Consider the following 15,647-nt stretch of genomic DNA (forward strand, 5'->3'; position numbering starts at 1 on the left):
ATCGTGTCGTCATACGACCGTCAAGCGCTCCTAGACTGGAATCGGCTCGATGTGAGCCTTCCCCGACCCGAGAGCAAGCGATGCGTGCAGCGAGCTATTCGTCCTACGCACAGGACAATTCGACACTCACAGTGGGAGACGTCCCGGATCCGAAGGTCGCGCCGGGAGCGGTGCTCATCGAGGTGAGAGCAGCGGGGGTGAATCCCGTCGACTGGAAAGTCATGGCCGGCTACCTGGACGGCCTGATGGACGCGGTGTTCCCGGTGATCCCCGGATGGGACGTCGCCGGTGTCGTCCGTGCGGTCGGACCCGACACTCCGGAGTTCACGGCCGGTGATGAGGTCTACGCCTACGCCCGCAAGGAGGCCGTGCACGCCGGCACCTTCGCCGAGTTGGTCGCGGTGCCCGCAGTGGCGGTCGCCCACAAGCCGGCTTCGCTCACGTTCGAGCAGGCCGGCGGGTTGCCGCTCGCGGGCCTGACGGCGCTGCGCGCGCTGCAGGCGACACGCATCAGCCCCGACGGCGCCGGCAGGACCGTGCTCATCCACGGGGCATCCGGCGGTGTCGGCAGTGCCGCCGTGCAGATCGCCGCCGCGGCCGGCGCGCGGGTGATCGGCACGGCATCCACGCGCAACCACGACTACCTGCGATCGCTCGGAGCCGAGCCCGTGACGTATGGCGAGGGCCTGGCCGACCGGGTGCGTCACCTGGCGCCGGAAGGTGTCGATGCGGCGGTCGATTTCGTCGGCGACGTCGAGGACATCACGCTCTCAGTGCTCGCGAAGGACGGTCGGCACGCATCGATCGCGGACGCGTCCGTCACGGCGCACGGCGGTGACTACCTCTGGGTCCGCCCGGACCACGACGGATTGGTGACGCTCGCCGAACTCGCGGACGCAGGCAAGCTCACTGTCGAGATCGCACAGACCTTCGGGCTGGACGGCGTCGGCGCGGCCTTCGACCTGAGCCGAGAGGGCCACACGCGCGGCAAGGTCGTCATCGTTCCCTGAGCGCAGTCACCCGGACGTCGCCTCGATCGCTTTGAGCCAGAAGCGTTTTCGCGTCGCGCGGGACGGCTCGCCGGAGGTCGGTCCGCGCTCGTCCGGCATCGCCTACTCCTTGACCCGCACCATGCCCTCCTGGGCGACCGAACAGATCAGCTTGCCGTCCAGCGCGAAGATCTTGCCCAGGCCGAGTCCACGACCGCCGGAGGCCGACGGCGACTCCTGCTCGTAGAGGACCCACTCGTCGATTCGGCCCGGCCGGTGGAACCACATGGCGTGATCCAGGCTCGCGGGGCGCAGGCGCCGGTCGGCCCAGACCAGGCCGTGCCGGCGCAGCACCGACTCCAGCAGCGAGTAGTCGGAGGCGTAGGCAAGGATCGCCGCGTGCAGCAACGGGTCGTCGGGGAGCGTTGCCACGGTCTTCATCCAGACGTTCTGGTGCGCGGCGTGCTGTCGGCCGGGGACGAGGTAGATCGCGCCCTCGACGGTGCGAACGTCGAGTGCGCGCCGCTTCCAGTGCTCGACGGCGGGGTGGTCGATGCCCTCGAGCTCCTCGGCGGTCGTGCGCACCCGGTCCGGGTCGGGCACCGACGGCATCGCCGCCTGGTGGTCCAGGCCCTCGGCGGGCTCCTGGAAGGACAGCGTCGCCGACAGCAGGGTCTGGCCGTACTGCATCGCGTAGACCCGGCGCACCGAGAAGGAATTGCCGTCGCGCAGGTTCTCGACGCCGAATTCGATCGGGTGGGTCGAGTCGCCGGGCCGGATGAAGTAGGCGTGCAGCGAATGGATCGGTCGCGTCGCGAAACCGGCCGACGCCACGGTCCGGCCGGCCGCGATCACGCTCTGTGCGAGCACCTGCCCGCCGAAGGCCCGCCCGTGCGGCGTCTCCTGGCTACGGCCGGAGAAGAGCTGCAGGGAGCGCTCGCTCAGGTCCATCTCCGGCGCACCGTCCGGGGCGGTGATCACCGAGTTGGAGCGCGCCACGCCCACCGGGCGGAGGTCGAGGACGTCGAGCAGGTCTTCGACGGGCGGCAGCTGATGGGTCGAATCGTCGGAGGTCACCCGGTGAGCGTAACGATCGTGAAGGCTTGGTCTCGGTTGGCCTGGCGAGTCGCAAGCTCCCCGCCCTTGCCGACCGAGACCAACATCCCGTGTTTGTTCGGCGTAACGACCCTGGGACGATGACGGCATGGCTGCCAGTCCCCGCCCCTATTACGTCGACGTTCCGCTGCGCTGGTCGGACATGGATGCGCTCGGCCACGTCAACAACGTGCAGTTCCTCCGGTTGCTGGAGGAAGCGCGCGTCATCGCGTTCGCGCAGTGGTTCGAGTCGGTCGAGACCGGACCCGACGGCCGTCCACCGCTGCTGATAGCGCGCGCCGAGATCGACTACCTGCGGCAGCTGCACTGGCGCAAGGAGCCGATCGTGGTCGCGATCTGGGTGTCACAGCTCTCGGGTGCGTCCTTCGACACCAGCTACGAAGTGCGCTCCTCGCGGGAACCGGACGCCGAGGTCTATGCGTCGGGCGAGACGACGCAGGTCGTCTTCGACATGCAGACCCAACGTCCGGTGCGGATCGCCGCCGAGCACCGCCCGCTGCTCGAGAAGTACTCCGGCGAGCCCGTGCGGATGAAGCGCCGGCCGAAGGGCCACGCGTGATCCTGCAACTGGCCGACGCCGACACACGAGCGGATCTGGAGACGTATGTCGGTCGGGCGCGTCAGCTCGACGCCGACGGCGCGGTCCGGTTGCAGGCCGTCGGCGATGTCCTCGCGGTCTGGGTCGGTGTCCTCGCCGGTCAGGGGCTGACCGGGGAGGGCACCACCCTCGGGCTGCGCACCCTGCCGCTCGTACAGCCGGCCCGGCTGGACGTCGTCGTGCCGCTGGCCGGGCTCAGCGACCGTTTCGCGCGGGCCGGCAACGACACCGAGCTGCCGGTGCCACCGACCGAGGTGCGTGCCGGCTGGGCGTCCGTGTCACCACCGCAGGGCGGGTGGGCGCGGGTGGGCGACATCTCCACGCAGAGCCTGAACACCGCTGCCGCAGAAGGGATTGCGGAGATCGCCGCCGGTGCGCCGGAGGGCTCCGGCGCACACGCCGTCGACGCACTGCGACGACGGGTGTGGAGTCGGTCCATCGCCACCACCGGCGGCATCGACGGGCTCCCGGCGGCGGTCGCCTTCGCGTCATACACCTTGGGGTTCCTGGTGGGCGACACCGCGCAGGTGTATGCCGCCGGGCGCTGGCACCGGCTCACGACGCCCGTCGGGCACGTGCTCGTGCGCTAGGCGCGCACCCACACGGCAGCGTCGGTCGGGACCTCGAGACGCTCGTTCCTCGCTCCTCGGCCACCAAGTACGGAGGAGCTGGCGACGAGAACCTCACTGCCGGACGGCAATTCGACGTCGGACTCGCCGAGGTTGAGGATCACGCGCACGGTTGCGTCGCCGCTGGTGACGTCATACGCGACGACGTCGGCACCGAGATCCAGCTGGGTGGCCGACCCCTCGCCGAGCCGCAGCTCGCGGCGGATCCGCAGGAGGGTGCGGTAGAGCTCCAGAGTGGATCCGTCGACACCGTCCTGCTGGTCGACGGCAAGGTCGCCATACGACTCCGGCTGCGGTAGCCACGGCTGCTCGCCGGTGCCGAATCCGTAAGCGGGTGAGTCCTTTTCCCAGGGCATCGGGATCCGGCAACCATCGCGTCCGGCCTCCTTGTGGCCGGTCCGTGCGTAGGCGGGATCCTGGCGGACGTCGTCGGGCAGCGTGGTGTGCTCGGGCAGCCCGAGCTCCTCGCCGTAGTAGACGTACGCGCCACCCGGCAGGGCCATCATCAGCGTGGTCGCCGCCCGTGCCCGGCGCAGGCCGAGCGCCGCGTCCGGTTGCGGGTCGCTGGCGAAGATCCCGTTGGGTCGGGGCGTGCCGACCGGCAGGGCGAGGCGGGTCGCGTGCCGCACGACGTCGTGGTTGGACAGCACCCAGGTGGTCGGCGCGCCGACCCCGTCGTTCGCGGCGTAGGACCGCGCGATCGCGGCGGTCAGGTCGGATGCCCGCCACGGGGTGACGAGGAAGTCGAAGTTGAAGGCCTGCTGGAACTCGTCGTCGCGCACATACCTCGCCGAGCGCTCCGCCGGCTCGACCCACGCCTCCGCGCACATCGCGCGGTCACCGGGGTAGGAGTCGAGGATCTTGCGCCAGTCGCGGTAGATCTCGTGCACGCCGTCCTGATCCCACATCGGCGGCGGCGTCTGGTCCTCGGTCATGTCGAGCATGTTCATCGAGCCCCGCCAGTCGGGCAGCCCCGCGGCCTTGACCAGGCCGTGTGCGACGTCCACCCGGAAGCCGTCGACGCCACGATCCAGCCAGAAACGCAGTACGTCCTCGAATTCGGCTCGTACGACGGGGTTCTCCCAGTTGAGGTCGGGCTGCTTGCGGTCGAAGAGGTGCAGGTACCACTGGCCCGGCGCCCCGTCCGGCTCGGTGATGCGGGTCCAGGCGTCACCGCCGAAGACGCTCTGCCAGTCGTTGGGCGGCAACTCACCGGAGGCACCCTTCCCGTCGCGGAAGATGTAGCGCTCGCGCTCGGCCGACCCGGGAGCAGCGGCGAGCGCCGCCTGGAACCACGCGTGCTCATCGGATGTGTGGTTCGGGACCAGGTCGACGATGATCCGCAGGCCGTTGTCGTGCGCGGCACGGATCATGTCGTCGGCGTCGGTCATCGTGCCGAAGAGCGGGTCGACATCGCGGTAGTCGGCGACGTCATACCCGGCGTCCGCCTGCGGTGACGTGTAGAACGGCGACAGCCAGACCGCGTCGACGCCGAGCGCGCGCAGATAGGGCAGCCGTGCGGTGATGCCCGGGAGGTCGCCGACGCCGTCGCCGTCGGCATCGGCCCACGACCGCGGGTAGATCTGGTAGATCACGGCACTGCGCCACCACTCGCCGTCGGGGTGGACCTCCGGGTGGACACTGTGCACGAGCTGCCGGGGAGCGTTGGTGGAAACGGTCACCCGGTCAAGTGTGCCGATTCGGTATGGCGAATGCACATCGTCCCGGAGTCAGTCCTCCAGTCGGTTGACCATCGAGTATGCCGCGCGGGTCATGTAGTCCCGCAGCATGCCGTCGTGGGTGGCATCGAGCTCGAGCGTGACGATCGCGTTCATCATGTGCAGCAGCCAGCGGTCGCGCTGGGTGGGGGTGACGGCATACGGGACGTGCCGCATCCGTAGCCGCGGGTGCCCGCGCTGCTCGCTGTAGGTCGTCGGGCCGCCCCAGTACTGCTCCAGGAAGAGCCGCAGCCGGTCCTCGGCCGGGCCGAGATCCTCCTCGGGGTACAGCGCGCGCAGCGGTTCGTCCTTGGCGACCCCGAGGTAGAACTCGTGCACCAGCCGCTGGAACGTCTCGTGCCCGCCGACCTCGTCATAGAAGGAACTCACGGTGCGATCCTCTCAGGTGCCGATCGTCGGGCCGTACGGCGGCAGTTGTGGCCCGCGTACACCGGCCTCGTCGAGAGCCATCTTGGCCCGCTCGCGGATCTCCCGGGCGACGCCGTACTGCTCGTTCGGCACGCAGGTGGCGATGATCCGCAGCGTCACCGCACCATTGGCCATCGACTCCACGCCGGCGACGACCGGCTCCTCCAGCAGCCTTTCCTTCCAAGGAGATTCGTCGTCGACCTCGGCGGCGACCCGCCGCAGCACCTGCAACGCCCTCTCGGTGGACTGGTCGATGGCGATCGGGATGTCCACGAACGTCGTCGCGTAACCCTGCGACTTGTTGCCGACGCGCAGGATCTCGCCGTTGCGGACGTACCAGACCACGCCCTGCGCGTCGCGCAGCCGGGTGACCCGCAGGGTCACCTCCTCGACGGTGCCGATGGCCTCACCGGTGTCGATGACGTCGCCCACGCCGTACTGGTCCTCCATGATCATGAAGATGCCGGAGAGGAAGTCCTTCACCAGGCTCTGCGCCCCGAAACCGATGGCGACGCCGCCGACCCCGGCGGAGGCCAGCAAGGGCGCCAGCGGTACGCCGAGCCGGGCCATCACCGTCAGGGCGGTGATGCTGAAGATCAGGATCGTCGCGACCGATCGCAGGATGGACCCCATCGTGGCGGCCCGCTGCTTGCGGCGCTGGGAGTCGAGGCCGGTCGCCTGACGCAGCGCCCGTCCGGCCCGGGAGGAGCGCTCCGGCGTTTGCCGGTTCTCCATGGCGTGGACCGCACGGTCGATCGCGCGCACGACGATCCAGCGCAGCGCGATGGCGCCGAGGACGATGCACACGATCATCAAGGGGGCGCCGATCGCCCATTCGACGGTCGACTGCTTGTCGGTGGCGGCTACTCGCAGTGGCATGGGCCCCATCATTACGGCCCACCGTCATGGCCTGGCAAACCGCCTCTGACAGACTGCTCCCATGCCAGAAGCCCCCTCCGAAGCACTCGCTCGTCTCGCCCGCGCTCACGGCGTCGCGACCGAATACTGGGACTGGCGTGGCAACCACGTCACCGTCGGCGCCGACACCATCCGTGAGGTGCTGGCGGCGATCGACGTCGACGCCGCCGATGACGCCGCGACCGAGCAGGCGCTCGCCGACAAGGAACTCGAGCCCTGGCGCCGCGTCCTGCCACCGGTGATCGTCATGCGGGAGAGCTGGACGCCGTGGGTTCCCGTTCACGTTCCCGACGGCGACTCCGTCGAGGCACGAATCACCCTGGAAGACGGCACTGTTCGCGATCTGCGCCCGATGGATCGAGCGGTTGAGACGCGCGAGATCGACGGCTTGCCGACCAGCGAGGTGACCGTCGAGCTGCCCGGTGATCTGCCGCTCGGCTACCACCGCTTGCACGTCTCGTATGGCGCCGGGCGCGACGCCGCGGCCACGATCATCGTCACGCCGGAGCGCCTCGAACTGCCGGCGGCATTGGCACACGACCGCGCCTGGGGCCTGACCGCGCAGCTCTACTCCGTCCGTTCCGAGCGCTCCTGGGGTCTCGGCGATGTCGCAGACCTGGCCGAGCTGGGGACCTGGGCGGTGCGGCAGGGCGCCGACTTCGTGCTGGTCAACCCGATCCATGCGGCCGAGCCGGTGCCGCCGATGGAGCCCTCGCCATACCTGCCGACCACCCGGCGGTTCGTCAACCCGCTCTACATCCGGGTCGAGGAGGTCCCCGAGCTCGGTTATCTGTCCGCTGCGCAGCATCAGCTGGTCGAGTGGCACAGCGACGACGCACGCCGCCTCAACAAGCTGGACCACCTGGACCGCGACGGCAGCTGGCAGTCCAAGCGGGCAGCGCTACGGATGATCTTCCGGACGGAGAGCACCCACCGCCGCCGCCGCGACCTGGAGAGCTTCATCGAGCGCGAGGGGCAGTCGTTGACCGACTTCGCCACCTGGTGCGCGATCGCCGCCGATCGCGGCACTGAATGGCCGAGCTGGCCCGCCGAGTTGCAGGACCCGCGCAGCGCCGCCGTGGCGAAGGAGCGGGAGCGACTGTCCGAGGACGTTGACTTCTACTGCTGGATGCAGTGGGTCGTGCAGTCGCAATTCCTCGACGCACAGCGCGAATTGCGTTCTGCGGGAATGTCGCTCGGCGTCATACACGACCTCGCCGTCGGAGTGCACGCCCGGGGAGCGGATGCCTGGGCGCTCGGTGACGTCCTGGCGAAGGGTATGGAGGTCGGCGCGCCGCCGGACGACTACAACCAGCTCGGACAGGGCTGGAGCCAGCCCCCGTGGCGGCCCGATCGACTGGCCGAGACCGGCTACCAGGCCTACCGCGACCTGCTGCGCACCAGCCTGCGCATGGCCGGCGGCCTCCGCGTGGACCACATACTGGGCTTGTTCCGGTTGTGGTGGGTGCCGGAGGGCAAGAAGCCGCTCGAGGGCACCTACGTGCGCTACGACCACGAGGCGATGGTCGGGATCCTCGCGCTCGAGGCGCATCGCGCCGGGGCCGTCGTGATCGGGGAAGACCTTGGCACCACTGAGGATTGGGTGCGTGACTACCTCGCCGACCGCGGGGTTCTGGGCACCTCGGTGCTGTGGTTCGAGCGGACCGAGAAGGGTGGTCCGAAGCCGCCGGAGACCTACCGCTCGCTCGCCCTGGCCAGCGTCACCACGCACGACCTGCCGCCGACCGCCGGTTATCTGCAGGGCGAGCACATCACGGTGCGGCACGAGCTGGGCCTGCTGACGCGTCCGCTGAAGGAGGAGCAGGAGGTCGACCGTGAGCAGCGCGAGGCGGTGCTCGATGAGTTGCGCTCACGCGGTCTGCTGCGCCCGGGAACATCGGTGGACGACCAGGTCGATGCCTTGCACAAGTTCCTGACCTGGTCGCCGAGCAAGCTGCTCGCCGTCTCGGTCAACGACCTCGCCGGAGATGTCCGGACGATCAATCAGCCGGGCACCGATGAGGAGTACCCCAACTGGCGGCTGCCGATGAGCGGACCCGATCGACGGCCGACGACCCTGGACGACCTGATGGTCTCCCGCCGGGCAAAACGGTTGATCCGCGCGGTGACTCGGCGCGGCGACCGCTGACCGGGTTATTCGCCCAGCGCGCGCCGTAGGTAGGTGTCCAGCAGGGCACCCAGCCGCTTGGCGTCAGGCCGCACCCCCCGAGTGACGGCGTCGAACGTCAGCCCGTCCGTCACCGCGAGGAGGAGTTCGGCCTCTCGGCGCGCGGCGGCGGCGGTGGTCCGTGCACCGGAGCGTTTCGCGGCGGCCCTGAACGCCTCGGCCAGCTGTGTGCCGATGTGATCCAGGGTGCTCCGCTGGATCACGGCGAGGGCCGGCGACGTCGTCGCGCGGGCGGCGAATGCGACATACACCTTCGCCTCCTGGAACCTGATGTCGTCCAGCGGCAGCAGTTCACGGAGTATGGCGGACAGGTTCTGCCGCACCTCGGTGCCGAGTTCGACTGCTGCTACTCGCTTTTCGGTGGTCTCGACGACATGGCGGAACGCCGCGACGAGCATCTCGTCCTTGGTGCGGAAGTGATGTTGCACGGCGCCGATGGACACGCCGGCGGCGGACGCGACCTCGCGCACCGTGGCCGCGTCGAGTCCCTCGGTGGCGATGATCGAGCAGACGGTCTCCACCAGGCGGGTGGCAGCGGGGGAGGACGACGCCCTTGACGGTTCACTCATGAGGGTTACCATACATTCGTATGGGACAATACAAGCGTATGGTTCGACGGGGAGTCGCGATGGGGGTCGCATCGGTCGTGCTGTTGGTCCTGCAGGTCGCGCAGGTGCGCCTCGGCTGGACGGGTGTGACGACTGCGTGGATCTACGCAATCGCCCTGCCGGTGAATTTCGTTCTCACCCTTGCCATTCCGCGTGGTAAGGCGGCGGTCGTACGGTTCGTCCAGCGGTGGGTGATCAACCCGCCCGTTCGGTTACTGCTGCACCTGGGGGTGATGCCGCTGGGCTACGCACTGCTGGAGAGCACCGGGCGCCGGTCGGGCAAGGCACGCCGCACGCCGGTCGGCAACGGCCGGGACGGCGACGTCTTCTGGATCGTTGCGGAGCATGGCCGGCGTGCCGGGTACGTGCGCAACATCGCGAGAGAGCCGCGGGTTCGGATCCGGATGCGGGTCGGGCTGCGGTTCCGTTGGGTCGATGGTGTGGCGACACTACGGCCCGACCTGGACCCGGTCGCCGTACAGCGTCGGCTGTCGGCATGGCACCCGTTGCGGGCGTTCAACGCCATACAGGTGCAGGTGCTGGGCAGCGAATTGCTGGTGGTGCGAGTCGAACTCGCGCCGGCTCGTCCACAAACGCAGCCGGCCCATGCCAGCAGTGAGCCATTGCTCACTGCTGGCATGGGCCACGCCTCAGATCGACCGTGAGCGGACTCAGGCGTCGTGCGCCTGCGCGGTCAGTGAGACGCGCACGATGTCGCGGTTCTCGGCGACGAGGCGCACGAGGCCGGCCGGGGCGTCCTGGTTGGCGGCCAGCCATGCCTCGGTCGCGTCGATCAGCCCCTGGCTGGATAGCGCGATCGGGTAGAGCACGGTGACGTAGTTGGACGCCATCGCGAAGGTACGTGCGTCCCACACCTCACGCAGCGCCGCGTGGTAGCGCTCGACATACGGCTCGAGGAGCTTGGTGTCGTGGACGCGCCCGAAGCCGAGCGCGACTGCCCGTGCGGTCTCGTTGGGCAACGTGTCGGTCTCGACCAGGTCGTGCCACGCCTTCGCCTTCGCCTCGGCGGTCGGGTATGCCGCCCGGGCGCCTGCGGCACGAGCGATGCCCGTGGCCGTGTTGTCGCCGGCGAGTTGTGCGTCGATCTCCGCGTCGGTGGCGGCGCCGGCCGCTGCCAGGGAGGTCAGCAGCGTCCACTTCATGTCGGTGTCGAGCACCAGGCCCTCCAGCACCTCGGTGCCGTCGAACAGTCCGCGAACGTGGGCGACATCGCCCTCCTGGCGGGCGAGGCGGGCGAACGCCTGGGTCAGCTGCAACTGCGCGTCGCTGCCGGGCTCCGCACCGGACATCATTTTCCGGAAGCCGGCCGCGACCTCGTCCGCAACCTGTCCCCGGTGCTCCGGGCGCAGGAACGACGTGGTGTGCCCGAACGCGCCGGAGGTCAGGAACGCGGTCGTTGCGCCGGTGACCTGGCTGATCAGGGTCTGCCGCAGCGTGGAGTCGGTCTCGGTGGCGAGTGCGTCGACGCCGTAGCGGATGTATCGGCGCGGGTTGAGCTCGCCGTCGCGGGTCATGTCCCACAGCGCACCGAAGACGACGGCCCGGGTCAGCGAGTCGGTGATCGCCGTCGGATTGTCCAGCACCGTTTCCAGCGACTTCGGGTCGAGCCGCACCTTGCCGTAGGTGAGGTCCTCGTCGTTGACCAGCAGCAGGTCGGGCATCGGCTTGCCGACCAGCTTCGGGACGTCGGTGAGCGGGCCTTCGACGTCGACCTCGATCGACTCCTGCACGGTCAGCGAGCCACCGGAGAGGTGGTAGCTGCCGATGGCCAGCCGGTGTGGGCGCAGCGTCGGGTGGTCGGCCGGTGCGGCCTGCTCGATCTGCAGCTTGGTGATGACGCCGGCCCCGTCGACCTCGACCACCGGGCGCAGGATGTTGGCGCCGGAGGTCTTCAGCCACAGCTCGCGCCAGTTCGACAGGTCACGTCCAGAGGTTGCCTCGAGCTCACCGAGCAGATCGTCGAACGTCGTGTTACCCCACTTGAATTTCGTGAAGTACGAACGCAATCCGGCGACGAAGGGCTCGACGCCGACATACGCCACGAGCTGCTTGAGCACCGAGGCGCCCTTGGCGTAGGTAATGCCGTCGAAGTTGGCCTCGACGTCCTCGAGGTGTCGCATGTTGGCGTAGACCGGGTGCGTGGAGGACAGCTGGTCCTGCCGGTAGGCCCAGGTCTTCTCCGAGCTGGAGAAGGTCGTCCAGGCGGTGTCCCACTCGGTGACCTCGGCCTGGCACCAGGTGGATGCCCACTCCGCGAACGATTCGTTGAGCCACAGGTCGTCCCACCATTGCATGGTGACCAGGTCGCCGAACCACATGTGGGCGAGCTCGTGCAGGACCGTCAGGGCGCGGCGCTCGATGAGCGCCTCGGACACCTGGGTCCGGAAGACGTAGGTCTCGGTGATGGTGACGCAGCCGGCGTTCTCCATCGCTCCGGCGTTGTACTCCGGCGTGAAGATCTGGTCGTACTTCTCGAACGGGTACGGCTCGCCGAACTGCTCCTCGAAGAACGCGAAACCCTTCTTGGTGACCGCGAAAAGGTTGTCGGCATCGAGGTATTCGCGCAGGGACCTGCGGCAGTAAACGGCCAGCGGCACGGTGCGCCCGGTCGCCTGCACCTCGTCGCGCACCACGTCGTACGGGCCGGCCACCAGGGCCGTGACGTATGACGAAAGGCGCGGCGTCGGCTCGAAGTGCCACGTCGCGGCGGGCTCGGCGTCGCCGGACGGCCCCGTGTAGGTCTGCTCCGCTGCCTGCGGCTTCGGCGTGGGCTGGTTGGAGATCAGTTCCCAGCGGGCCGGCGCGGTGACGGTGAACGCGAACGTCGCCTTGAGGTCGGGCTGCTCGAAGACCGCGAAGACGCGGCGGCTGTCGGCCACCTCGAACTGTGTGTAGAGGTAGACCTCGTTGTCGCTGGGGTCCACGAAGCGGTGCAGACCCTCGCCGGTGTTCATGTAGGCACCGGTCGCGACGACCGTCAGCTCGTTGGACTCGGCCAGTGCCGGGAGAGTGATCCGGGCACCGTCGAAAGCCGTTGCCGGGTCGATGGATTCGCCATTCAGGGTGATCGACTCGACAGATGGTCCGAGGAAGTCGATGAAGGTCCCCTGCTGATCCGAGGAGGTGTCCGTCGCGTCGAACCGCACCGTGGATGTGGTGCGGAAGGTCTCTGGTCCGGTGGTGAGGTCCAGGCTGACGTCATACGACTCGACGGTGAGTGAGGACGCGCGACGCTGCGCTTCCTCACGGGTGAGGTTGGTGTTGGGCACTACGAAAGCTCCGTCATCGAAGTGGGATGGGATGGCGTCATCCTCGCACGGGGGCAATGGCAGGATTGAGACCGTGACGAAAGATGACGAGCAGCGCCAGTCCGCGGAAATGTTCTTCGATCCGTTGTGCCCCTGGGCGTGGATGACGTCCCGGTGGCTGATGGAGGTCGAGAAGGTTCGTCCGATCGACATCACCTGGAGCGTGATGAGCCTTTCGGTGCTGAACGAGGGCCGCGATGATCTGTCGGAGAGTTACCGCGAGTTGCTCGACCGCGGCTGGGGTCCCGTGCGTGTCATCATCGCGGCGGCCCGCGAGCACGGCGACGAATACAAGAAGAAGCTGTATGACGCCATCGGTACCCGCCTGCATCCGGGCGAGATGGGCGGCACCGACGAGGGGCAGCGCAAGGCGGTCGTGGAGTCGCTGGCCGAGGTCGGGCTTCCGGCCGAGTTGATCGACCACTACGACAACGTCCCCGGTGACGACATCGACAAGGAGCTGCGAGCGTCCCACGAGCGCGGCATCGGCCTGGTGGGGGAGGACGTCGGCACTCCCGTCGTGTCCTTCGGTGACACCGCGTTCTTCGGCCCGGTGGTGACGCCCGCGCCCACGGGCGAAGCCGCCGGGAAGTTGTGGGACGGCTGCCTGCTGGTCGCGGGCACCCCTGGTTTCTACGAGATCAAGAGGACCCGCACCAAGGGTCCCGACTTCAGCTGAGGAGACACACAGCATGCGAGTGCACATCGGTGGCGACCACGCGGCATACGAACTGCAGCGGGCGCTGGTGACCTGGCTCGCCGAGGAGGGCCACGACGTGGTCGACCACGGGGCCAGGGAGTATGACGAGCTCGACGACTACCCCGTGTTCGTGCTGCGTGCCGCCGAGGCGGTCGCGGCCGAGCCGGATTCACTGGGCGTGGTCCTGGGCGGCTCCGGCAACGGCGAGCAGATGGCCGCCAACAAGGTGAAGGGCGTCCGGGCGGCGCTCTGCTACAACTCCGAGCTGGCGCAGCTGGCCCGACAGCACAACAACGCGCAGGTCATCTCCATCGGCGGCCGGTTCAACACCGTCGAGGAAAGCAAGGAAATGATCAAGGTATTCCTGGAGACACCGTTCTCCGGAGCCGACCGTCATCAGCGGCGAATCGACATGGTCGGCGATTACGAGAAGAGCGGTCAGCTGCCTCCCGAGGAGTGACCGCGCACCTTATCCCATGGATTTGGCATGGGATGGGTAAGAAGTCAGTAAATTCTGTCGATCCTGGCCGTATGGCGGGTGAGGATTTCGACATGGCCATCGATCTCTCGCTTGCCCCGCGGCGGTTGACCCGCCCGTCGGTGGCGACTGTTCGACCCGGATCCGGTAGCGCCACGGGCGCACTCGTCTGCCTCGTGCTGCTCCTGGGCATGGTCACCGTCGCGTGGCCGAGTGACATCACCTTCGCGTTGTTCATTCCGCTCGCCGTTGCGGCGCGCATGATCCTTTCCGCCCGCCGCGCCATGCTCGTGTTCGCTGCGATCGGCGTCGTCTACCTGATGAGCGCCGTCGACAGCGGTGGCTCGGAGGCGTTTGCGCTCGGGCTGGTGCTTGCGTCGACGATGGGTGTCGTCACGGTCGTGGACCGGCGGCACACCCGCGCGGGTGTCACGGCTGCGGTCGGCGGCTCGATGCTGGTCGACCTGCGCGAGCGGCTGCGGGTGCAGGGTCAACTGCCGATCCTGCCCGCGGGCTGGAACGTCGAGTCCAGTGTGCAGCCGGCATACGGCGACTCGTTCTCGGGTGACTTCGTGGTCGGCAACTGCCCGACACGCGACAGGTTCGACCTGGCGCTGGTCGATGTCTCCGGCAAGGGCTGCACCGCAGGCACCCGTTCGCTGCTCCTCGGAGGGGCGTTCGCGGGATTGCTCGGCGCGATGGAACCGGCGCGGTTCCTGCCCGCGGCGAACGACTACCTGATGCGGCAGGGCTGGTCGGAGGGCTTCGCGACCGCCGTCCACGCCTCGGTCGATCTGACCACGGGCGACTACAGCATCGGCTCCGCAGGGCATCCGCCGGCGATGCACTTCCGGGCCGGGTCGGGCCGGTTCGCGAGGATCGACGGGGCTTCGGGGATCGCCCTCGGCATACTCGACCGGCAGTCGGCCGACGACTTCACGCGGGTCGGTGGGCGACTCGAGCGCGGTGACGCCTTGTTGCTCTTCACCGACGGTGTCATCGAGCAGCCCGGCATGGACCTGATGCAGGGTGTCGACCGGATGCTCGGCCATGCCGACCGGGCGCTGTCGGTCGGTGCACGCGGTGCTGCGACCCGCATCTGCACCATGGGCAGCGGGGGACTCGCGGACGATCGCGCGGTCGTCGTGATCTGGCGCGAATGAGCGTGTGTGTCCGGCCCGGCGTGCGGTGCCGTTGACACACAGGACACGGTGGACACAGCGAAGGGCCCGGGTGTGAACCCGGGCCCTTCGCGTTGTTCTCAGCGGCTCAGAGGTCGCCGAGCTTGTCCTTGGCGGCGTCGCCCGCACCGTCGATCTTGTCGGAGTACTTGCCACCGGTCTTGTCGTCGATGGCGTCGCCCGCCTTGTCGACACCCTCACCGATCTTGTCCTGGTTGTCCCCGGCGAGTTCGGAAGCCTTGTCCTTGGCGCTGTCGAACAGACCCATTGGAATATCTCCTTCGGTTAGCCGCCGACCCCACGTCAACGGCTTGTCCTTGCACCATCGCACATTTCACGCGGCAGAGTCGATACCGGGTCCACCAATTTCTACCGACGGGTAAGTAAGGAGACGGAGAACACCACATAGTGGGACGAAACGAAGAACAAACGGCGAAGACACGATGCCGCCGGCGTGATTTGGAGATGAGGACATACGCCGCAGCGACGATGCCGGCGGTGCGACTCGGAAATGAAGGACACACGGCGAAGCGACGATGCCGGCGGCGCGAGCCTGCGAGCGCCGGCGGAGGAGGAGCGCAGCCGAGAAGAAACAGCCGCTCGAAAAATGTGGGAGGTCTCCGAGCGCTCGCGCTGGTGAGTTTGAAGAAATGGTGACGTCAGATGTCAGGGCGAAGCGACGATGCCAGCAGGGCGAGCGCCAGCGAGTCCCGCTGGAGGAGGAGCGCAGCCCCAAAAGAACAGCCGCGCGATACAATGAGGAGGG

At 68.4% G+C, this 15,647-nt stretch carries 15 protein-coding genes; 8 read left to right on the plus strand and 7 right to left on the minus strand.

The window, feature by feature from the left end; genetic code table 11:
• The first annotated feature begins 80 nt into the window (after positions 1-80).
• Entirely contained in the window at positions 81-1,010 is a 930-nt protein-coding gene (locus VG502_RS14715) for an NADP-dependent oxidoreductase (RefSeq protein ID WP_325550817.1), read from the plus strand.
• Between the two features lie 102 nt (positions 1,011-1,112).
• On the opposite strand, the gene VG502_RS14720 is transcribed toward VG502_RS14715, so the two are convergent.
• Positions 1,113-2,066: an acyl-CoA thioesterase gene (locus tag VG502_RS14720; protein WP_325550818.1), complete on the minus strand. Its 954-nt coding sequence runs from the start codon at positions 2,064-2,066 to the stop codon at positions 1,113-1,115.
• 127 nt (positions 2,067-2,193) lie between these two features.
• Between VG502_RS14720 and VG502_RS14725 the strand changes: the two genes are divergently transcribed.
• Together VG502_RS14725 and VG502_RS14730 are read left to right on the plus strand one after the other, a co-directional pair.
• Positions 2,194-2,664: an acyl-CoA thioesterase gene (locus VG502_RS14725; protein ID WP_325550819.1), complete on the plus strand. Its 471-nt coding sequence runs from the start codon at positions 2,194-2,196 to the stop codon at positions 2,662-2,664.
• Entirely contained in the window at positions 2,661-3,293 is a 633-nt protein-coding gene (locus tag VG502_RS14730) for a DUF8185 domain-containing protein (RefSeq protein ID WP_325550820.1), read from the plus strand. Before VG502_RS14725 ends, VG502_RS14730 begins: the two co-directional genes overlap by 4 nt.
• Here VG502_RS14730 and VG502_RS14735 read toward each other — a convergent pair.
• Genes VG502_RS14735 through VG502_RS14745 form a run of 3 tightly spaced genes read right to left on the minus strand, consistent with a single transcriptional unit; the run spans position 3,290 to position 6,358 of the window.
• On the minus strand, positions 3,290-5,014 hold the full coding sequence (locus VG502_RS14735; protein WP_414655747.1) for a glycoside hydrolase family 13 protein: 1,725 nt from the start codon (positions 5,012-5,014) through the stop codon (positions 3,290-3,292). The two genes, VG502_RS14730 and VG502_RS14735, sit on opposite strands and share 4 nt — an antisense overlap.
• A gap of 48 nt (positions 5,015-5,062) precedes the next feature.
• Positions 5,063-5,440 carry a globin gene (locus tag VG502_RS14740; protein WP_325550821.1) on the minus strand — a complete coding sequence of 126 codons (378 nt, stop codon included), beginning with the start codon at positions 5,438-5,440 and terminating at the stop codon, positions 5,063-5,065.
• A gap of 12 nt (positions 5,441-5,452) precedes the next feature.
• Positions 5,453-6,358 (minus strand): mechanosensitive ion channel family protein, encoded by a 906-nt coding sequence (locus VG502_RS14745; RefSeq protein WP_325550822.1) that lies wholly within the window; start codon positions 6,356-6,358, stop codon positions 5,453-5,455.
• 61 nt (positions 6,359-6,419) lie between these two features.
• Between VG502_RS14745 and malQ the strand changes: the two genes are divergently transcribed.
• On the plus strand, positions 6,420-8,546 hold the full coding sequence (gene malQ, locus VG502_RS14750) for a 4-alpha-glucanotransferase (protein WP_325550823.1): 2,127 nt from the start codon (positions 6,420-6,422) through the stop codon (positions 8,544-8,546).
• 5 nt (positions 8,547-8,551) lie between these two features.
• Here malQ and VG502_RS14755 read toward each other — a convergent pair whose 3' ends face one another.
• Complete coding sequence (locus VG502_RS14755) at positions 8,552-9,154, minus strand: TetR/AcrR family transcriptional regulator (RefSeq protein WP_325550824.1); 603 nt, start codon at positions 9,152-9,154, stop codon at positions 8,552-8,554.
• A 59-nt stretch (positions 9,155-9,213) separates the two neighbouring features.
• On the opposite strand from VG502_RS14755, the gene VG502_RS14760 reads away from it, so the two are divergent.
• Entirely contained in the window at positions 9,214-9,858 is a 645-nt protein-coding gene (locus tag VG502_RS14760; RefSeq protein ID WP_325550825.1) for a nitroreductase/quinone reductase family protein, read from the plus strand.
• A 6-nt stretch (positions 9,859-9,864) separates the two neighbouring features.
• On the opposite strand, the gene pepN is transcribed toward VG502_RS14760, so the two are convergent.
• A complete protein-coding gene (gene pepN, locus VG502_RS14765) occupies positions 9,865-12,483 on the minus strand; it encodes an aminopeptidase N (protein WP_325550826.1) in 2,619 nt (872 codons plus the stop codon).
• A gap of 109 nt (positions 12,484-12,592) precedes the next feature.
• Here pepN and VG502_RS14770 point away from each other — a divergent pair, with 109 nt between their 5' ends.
• From VG502_RS14770 to VG502_RS14780, 3 genes are all read left to right on the plus strand, one after another.
• Positions 12,593-13,201: a mycothiol-dependent nitroreductase Rv2466c family protein gene (locus tag VG502_RS14770; RefSeq protein WP_325550837.1), complete on the plus strand. Its 609-nt coding sequence runs from the start codon at positions 12,593-12,595 to the stop codon at positions 13,199-13,201.
• Positions 13,202-13,214: 13 nt separating this feature from the next.
• Positions 13,215-13,682 (plus strand): ribose-5-phosphate isomerase, encoded by a 468-nt coding sequence (locus VG502_RS14775; protein ID WP_325550827.1) that lies wholly within the window; start codon positions 13,215-13,217, stop codon positions 13,680-13,682.
• Between the two features lie 92 nt (positions 13,683-13,774).
• Complete coding sequence (locus VG502_RS14780; protein ID WP_325550828.1) at positions 13,775-14,863, plus strand: PP2C family protein-serine/threonine phosphatase; 1,089 nt, start codon at positions 13,775-13,777, stop codon at positions 14,861-14,863.
• Between the two features lie 106 nt (positions 14,864-14,969).
• On the opposite strand, the gene VG502_RS14785 is transcribed toward VG502_RS14780, so the two are convergent.
• Positions 14,970-15,149, minus strand: a complete 180-nt coding sequence (locus VG502_RS14785) for an antitoxin (RefSeq protein WP_325550829.1) — start codon at positions 15,147-15,149, stop codon at positions 14,970-14,972.
• Positions 15,150-15,647: the final 498 nt, after the last annotated feature.

This window comes from Flexivirga sp., assembly GCF_035551235.1.
Classification (GTDB): domain Bacteria; phylum Actinomycetota; class Actinomycetes; order Actinomycetales; family Dermatophilaceae; genus Flexivirga.

Excerpts from the sequence above, each read along its gene's own strand:
- VG502_RS14770 (WP_325550837.1), top strand. The coding sequence starts at position 12,593 with ATGTTCTTCGATCCGTTGTGCCCCTGGGCGTGGATGACGTCCCGGTGG.
- VG502_RS14760 (WP_325550825.1), top strand. The coding sequence starts at position 9,214 with ATGGGGGTCGCATCGGTCGTGCTGTTGGTCCTGCAGGTCGCGCAGGTG.
- VG502_RS14725 (WP_325550819.1), top strand. The coding sequence starts at position 2,194 with ATGGCTGCCAGTCCCCGCCCCTATTACGTCGACGTTCCGCTGCGCTGG.
- VG502_RS14785 (WP_325550829.1), bottom strand. The coding sequence starts at position 15,149 with ATGGGTCTGTTCGACAGCGCCAAGGACAAGGCTTCCGAACTCGCCGGG.
- VG502_RS14715 (WP_325550817.1), top strand. The coding sequence starts at position 81 with ATGCGTGCAGCGAGCTATTCGTCCTACGCACAGGACAATTCGACACTC.
- VG502_RS14775 (WP_325550827.1), top strand. The coding sequence starts at position 13,215 with ATGCGAGTGCACATCGGTGGCGACCACGCGGCATACGAACTGCAGCGG.
- VG502_RS14780 (WP_325550828.1), top strand. The coding sequence starts at position 13,775 with ATGGCCATCGATCTCTCGCTTGCCCCGCGGCGGTTGACCCGCCCGTCG.
- VG502_RS14755 (WP_325550824.1), bottom strand. The coding sequence starts at position 9,154 with ATGAGTGAACCGTCAAGGGCGTCGTCCTCCCCCGCTGCCACCCGCCTG.
- VG502_RS14745 (WP_325550822.1), bottom strand. The coding sequence starts at position 6,358 with ATGCCACTGCGAGTAGCCGCCACCGACAAGCAGTCGACCGTCGAATGG.
- malQ (WP_325550823.1), top strand. The coding sequence starts at position 6,420 with ATGCCAGAAGCCCCCTCCGAAGCACTCGCTCGTCTCGCCCGCGCTCAC.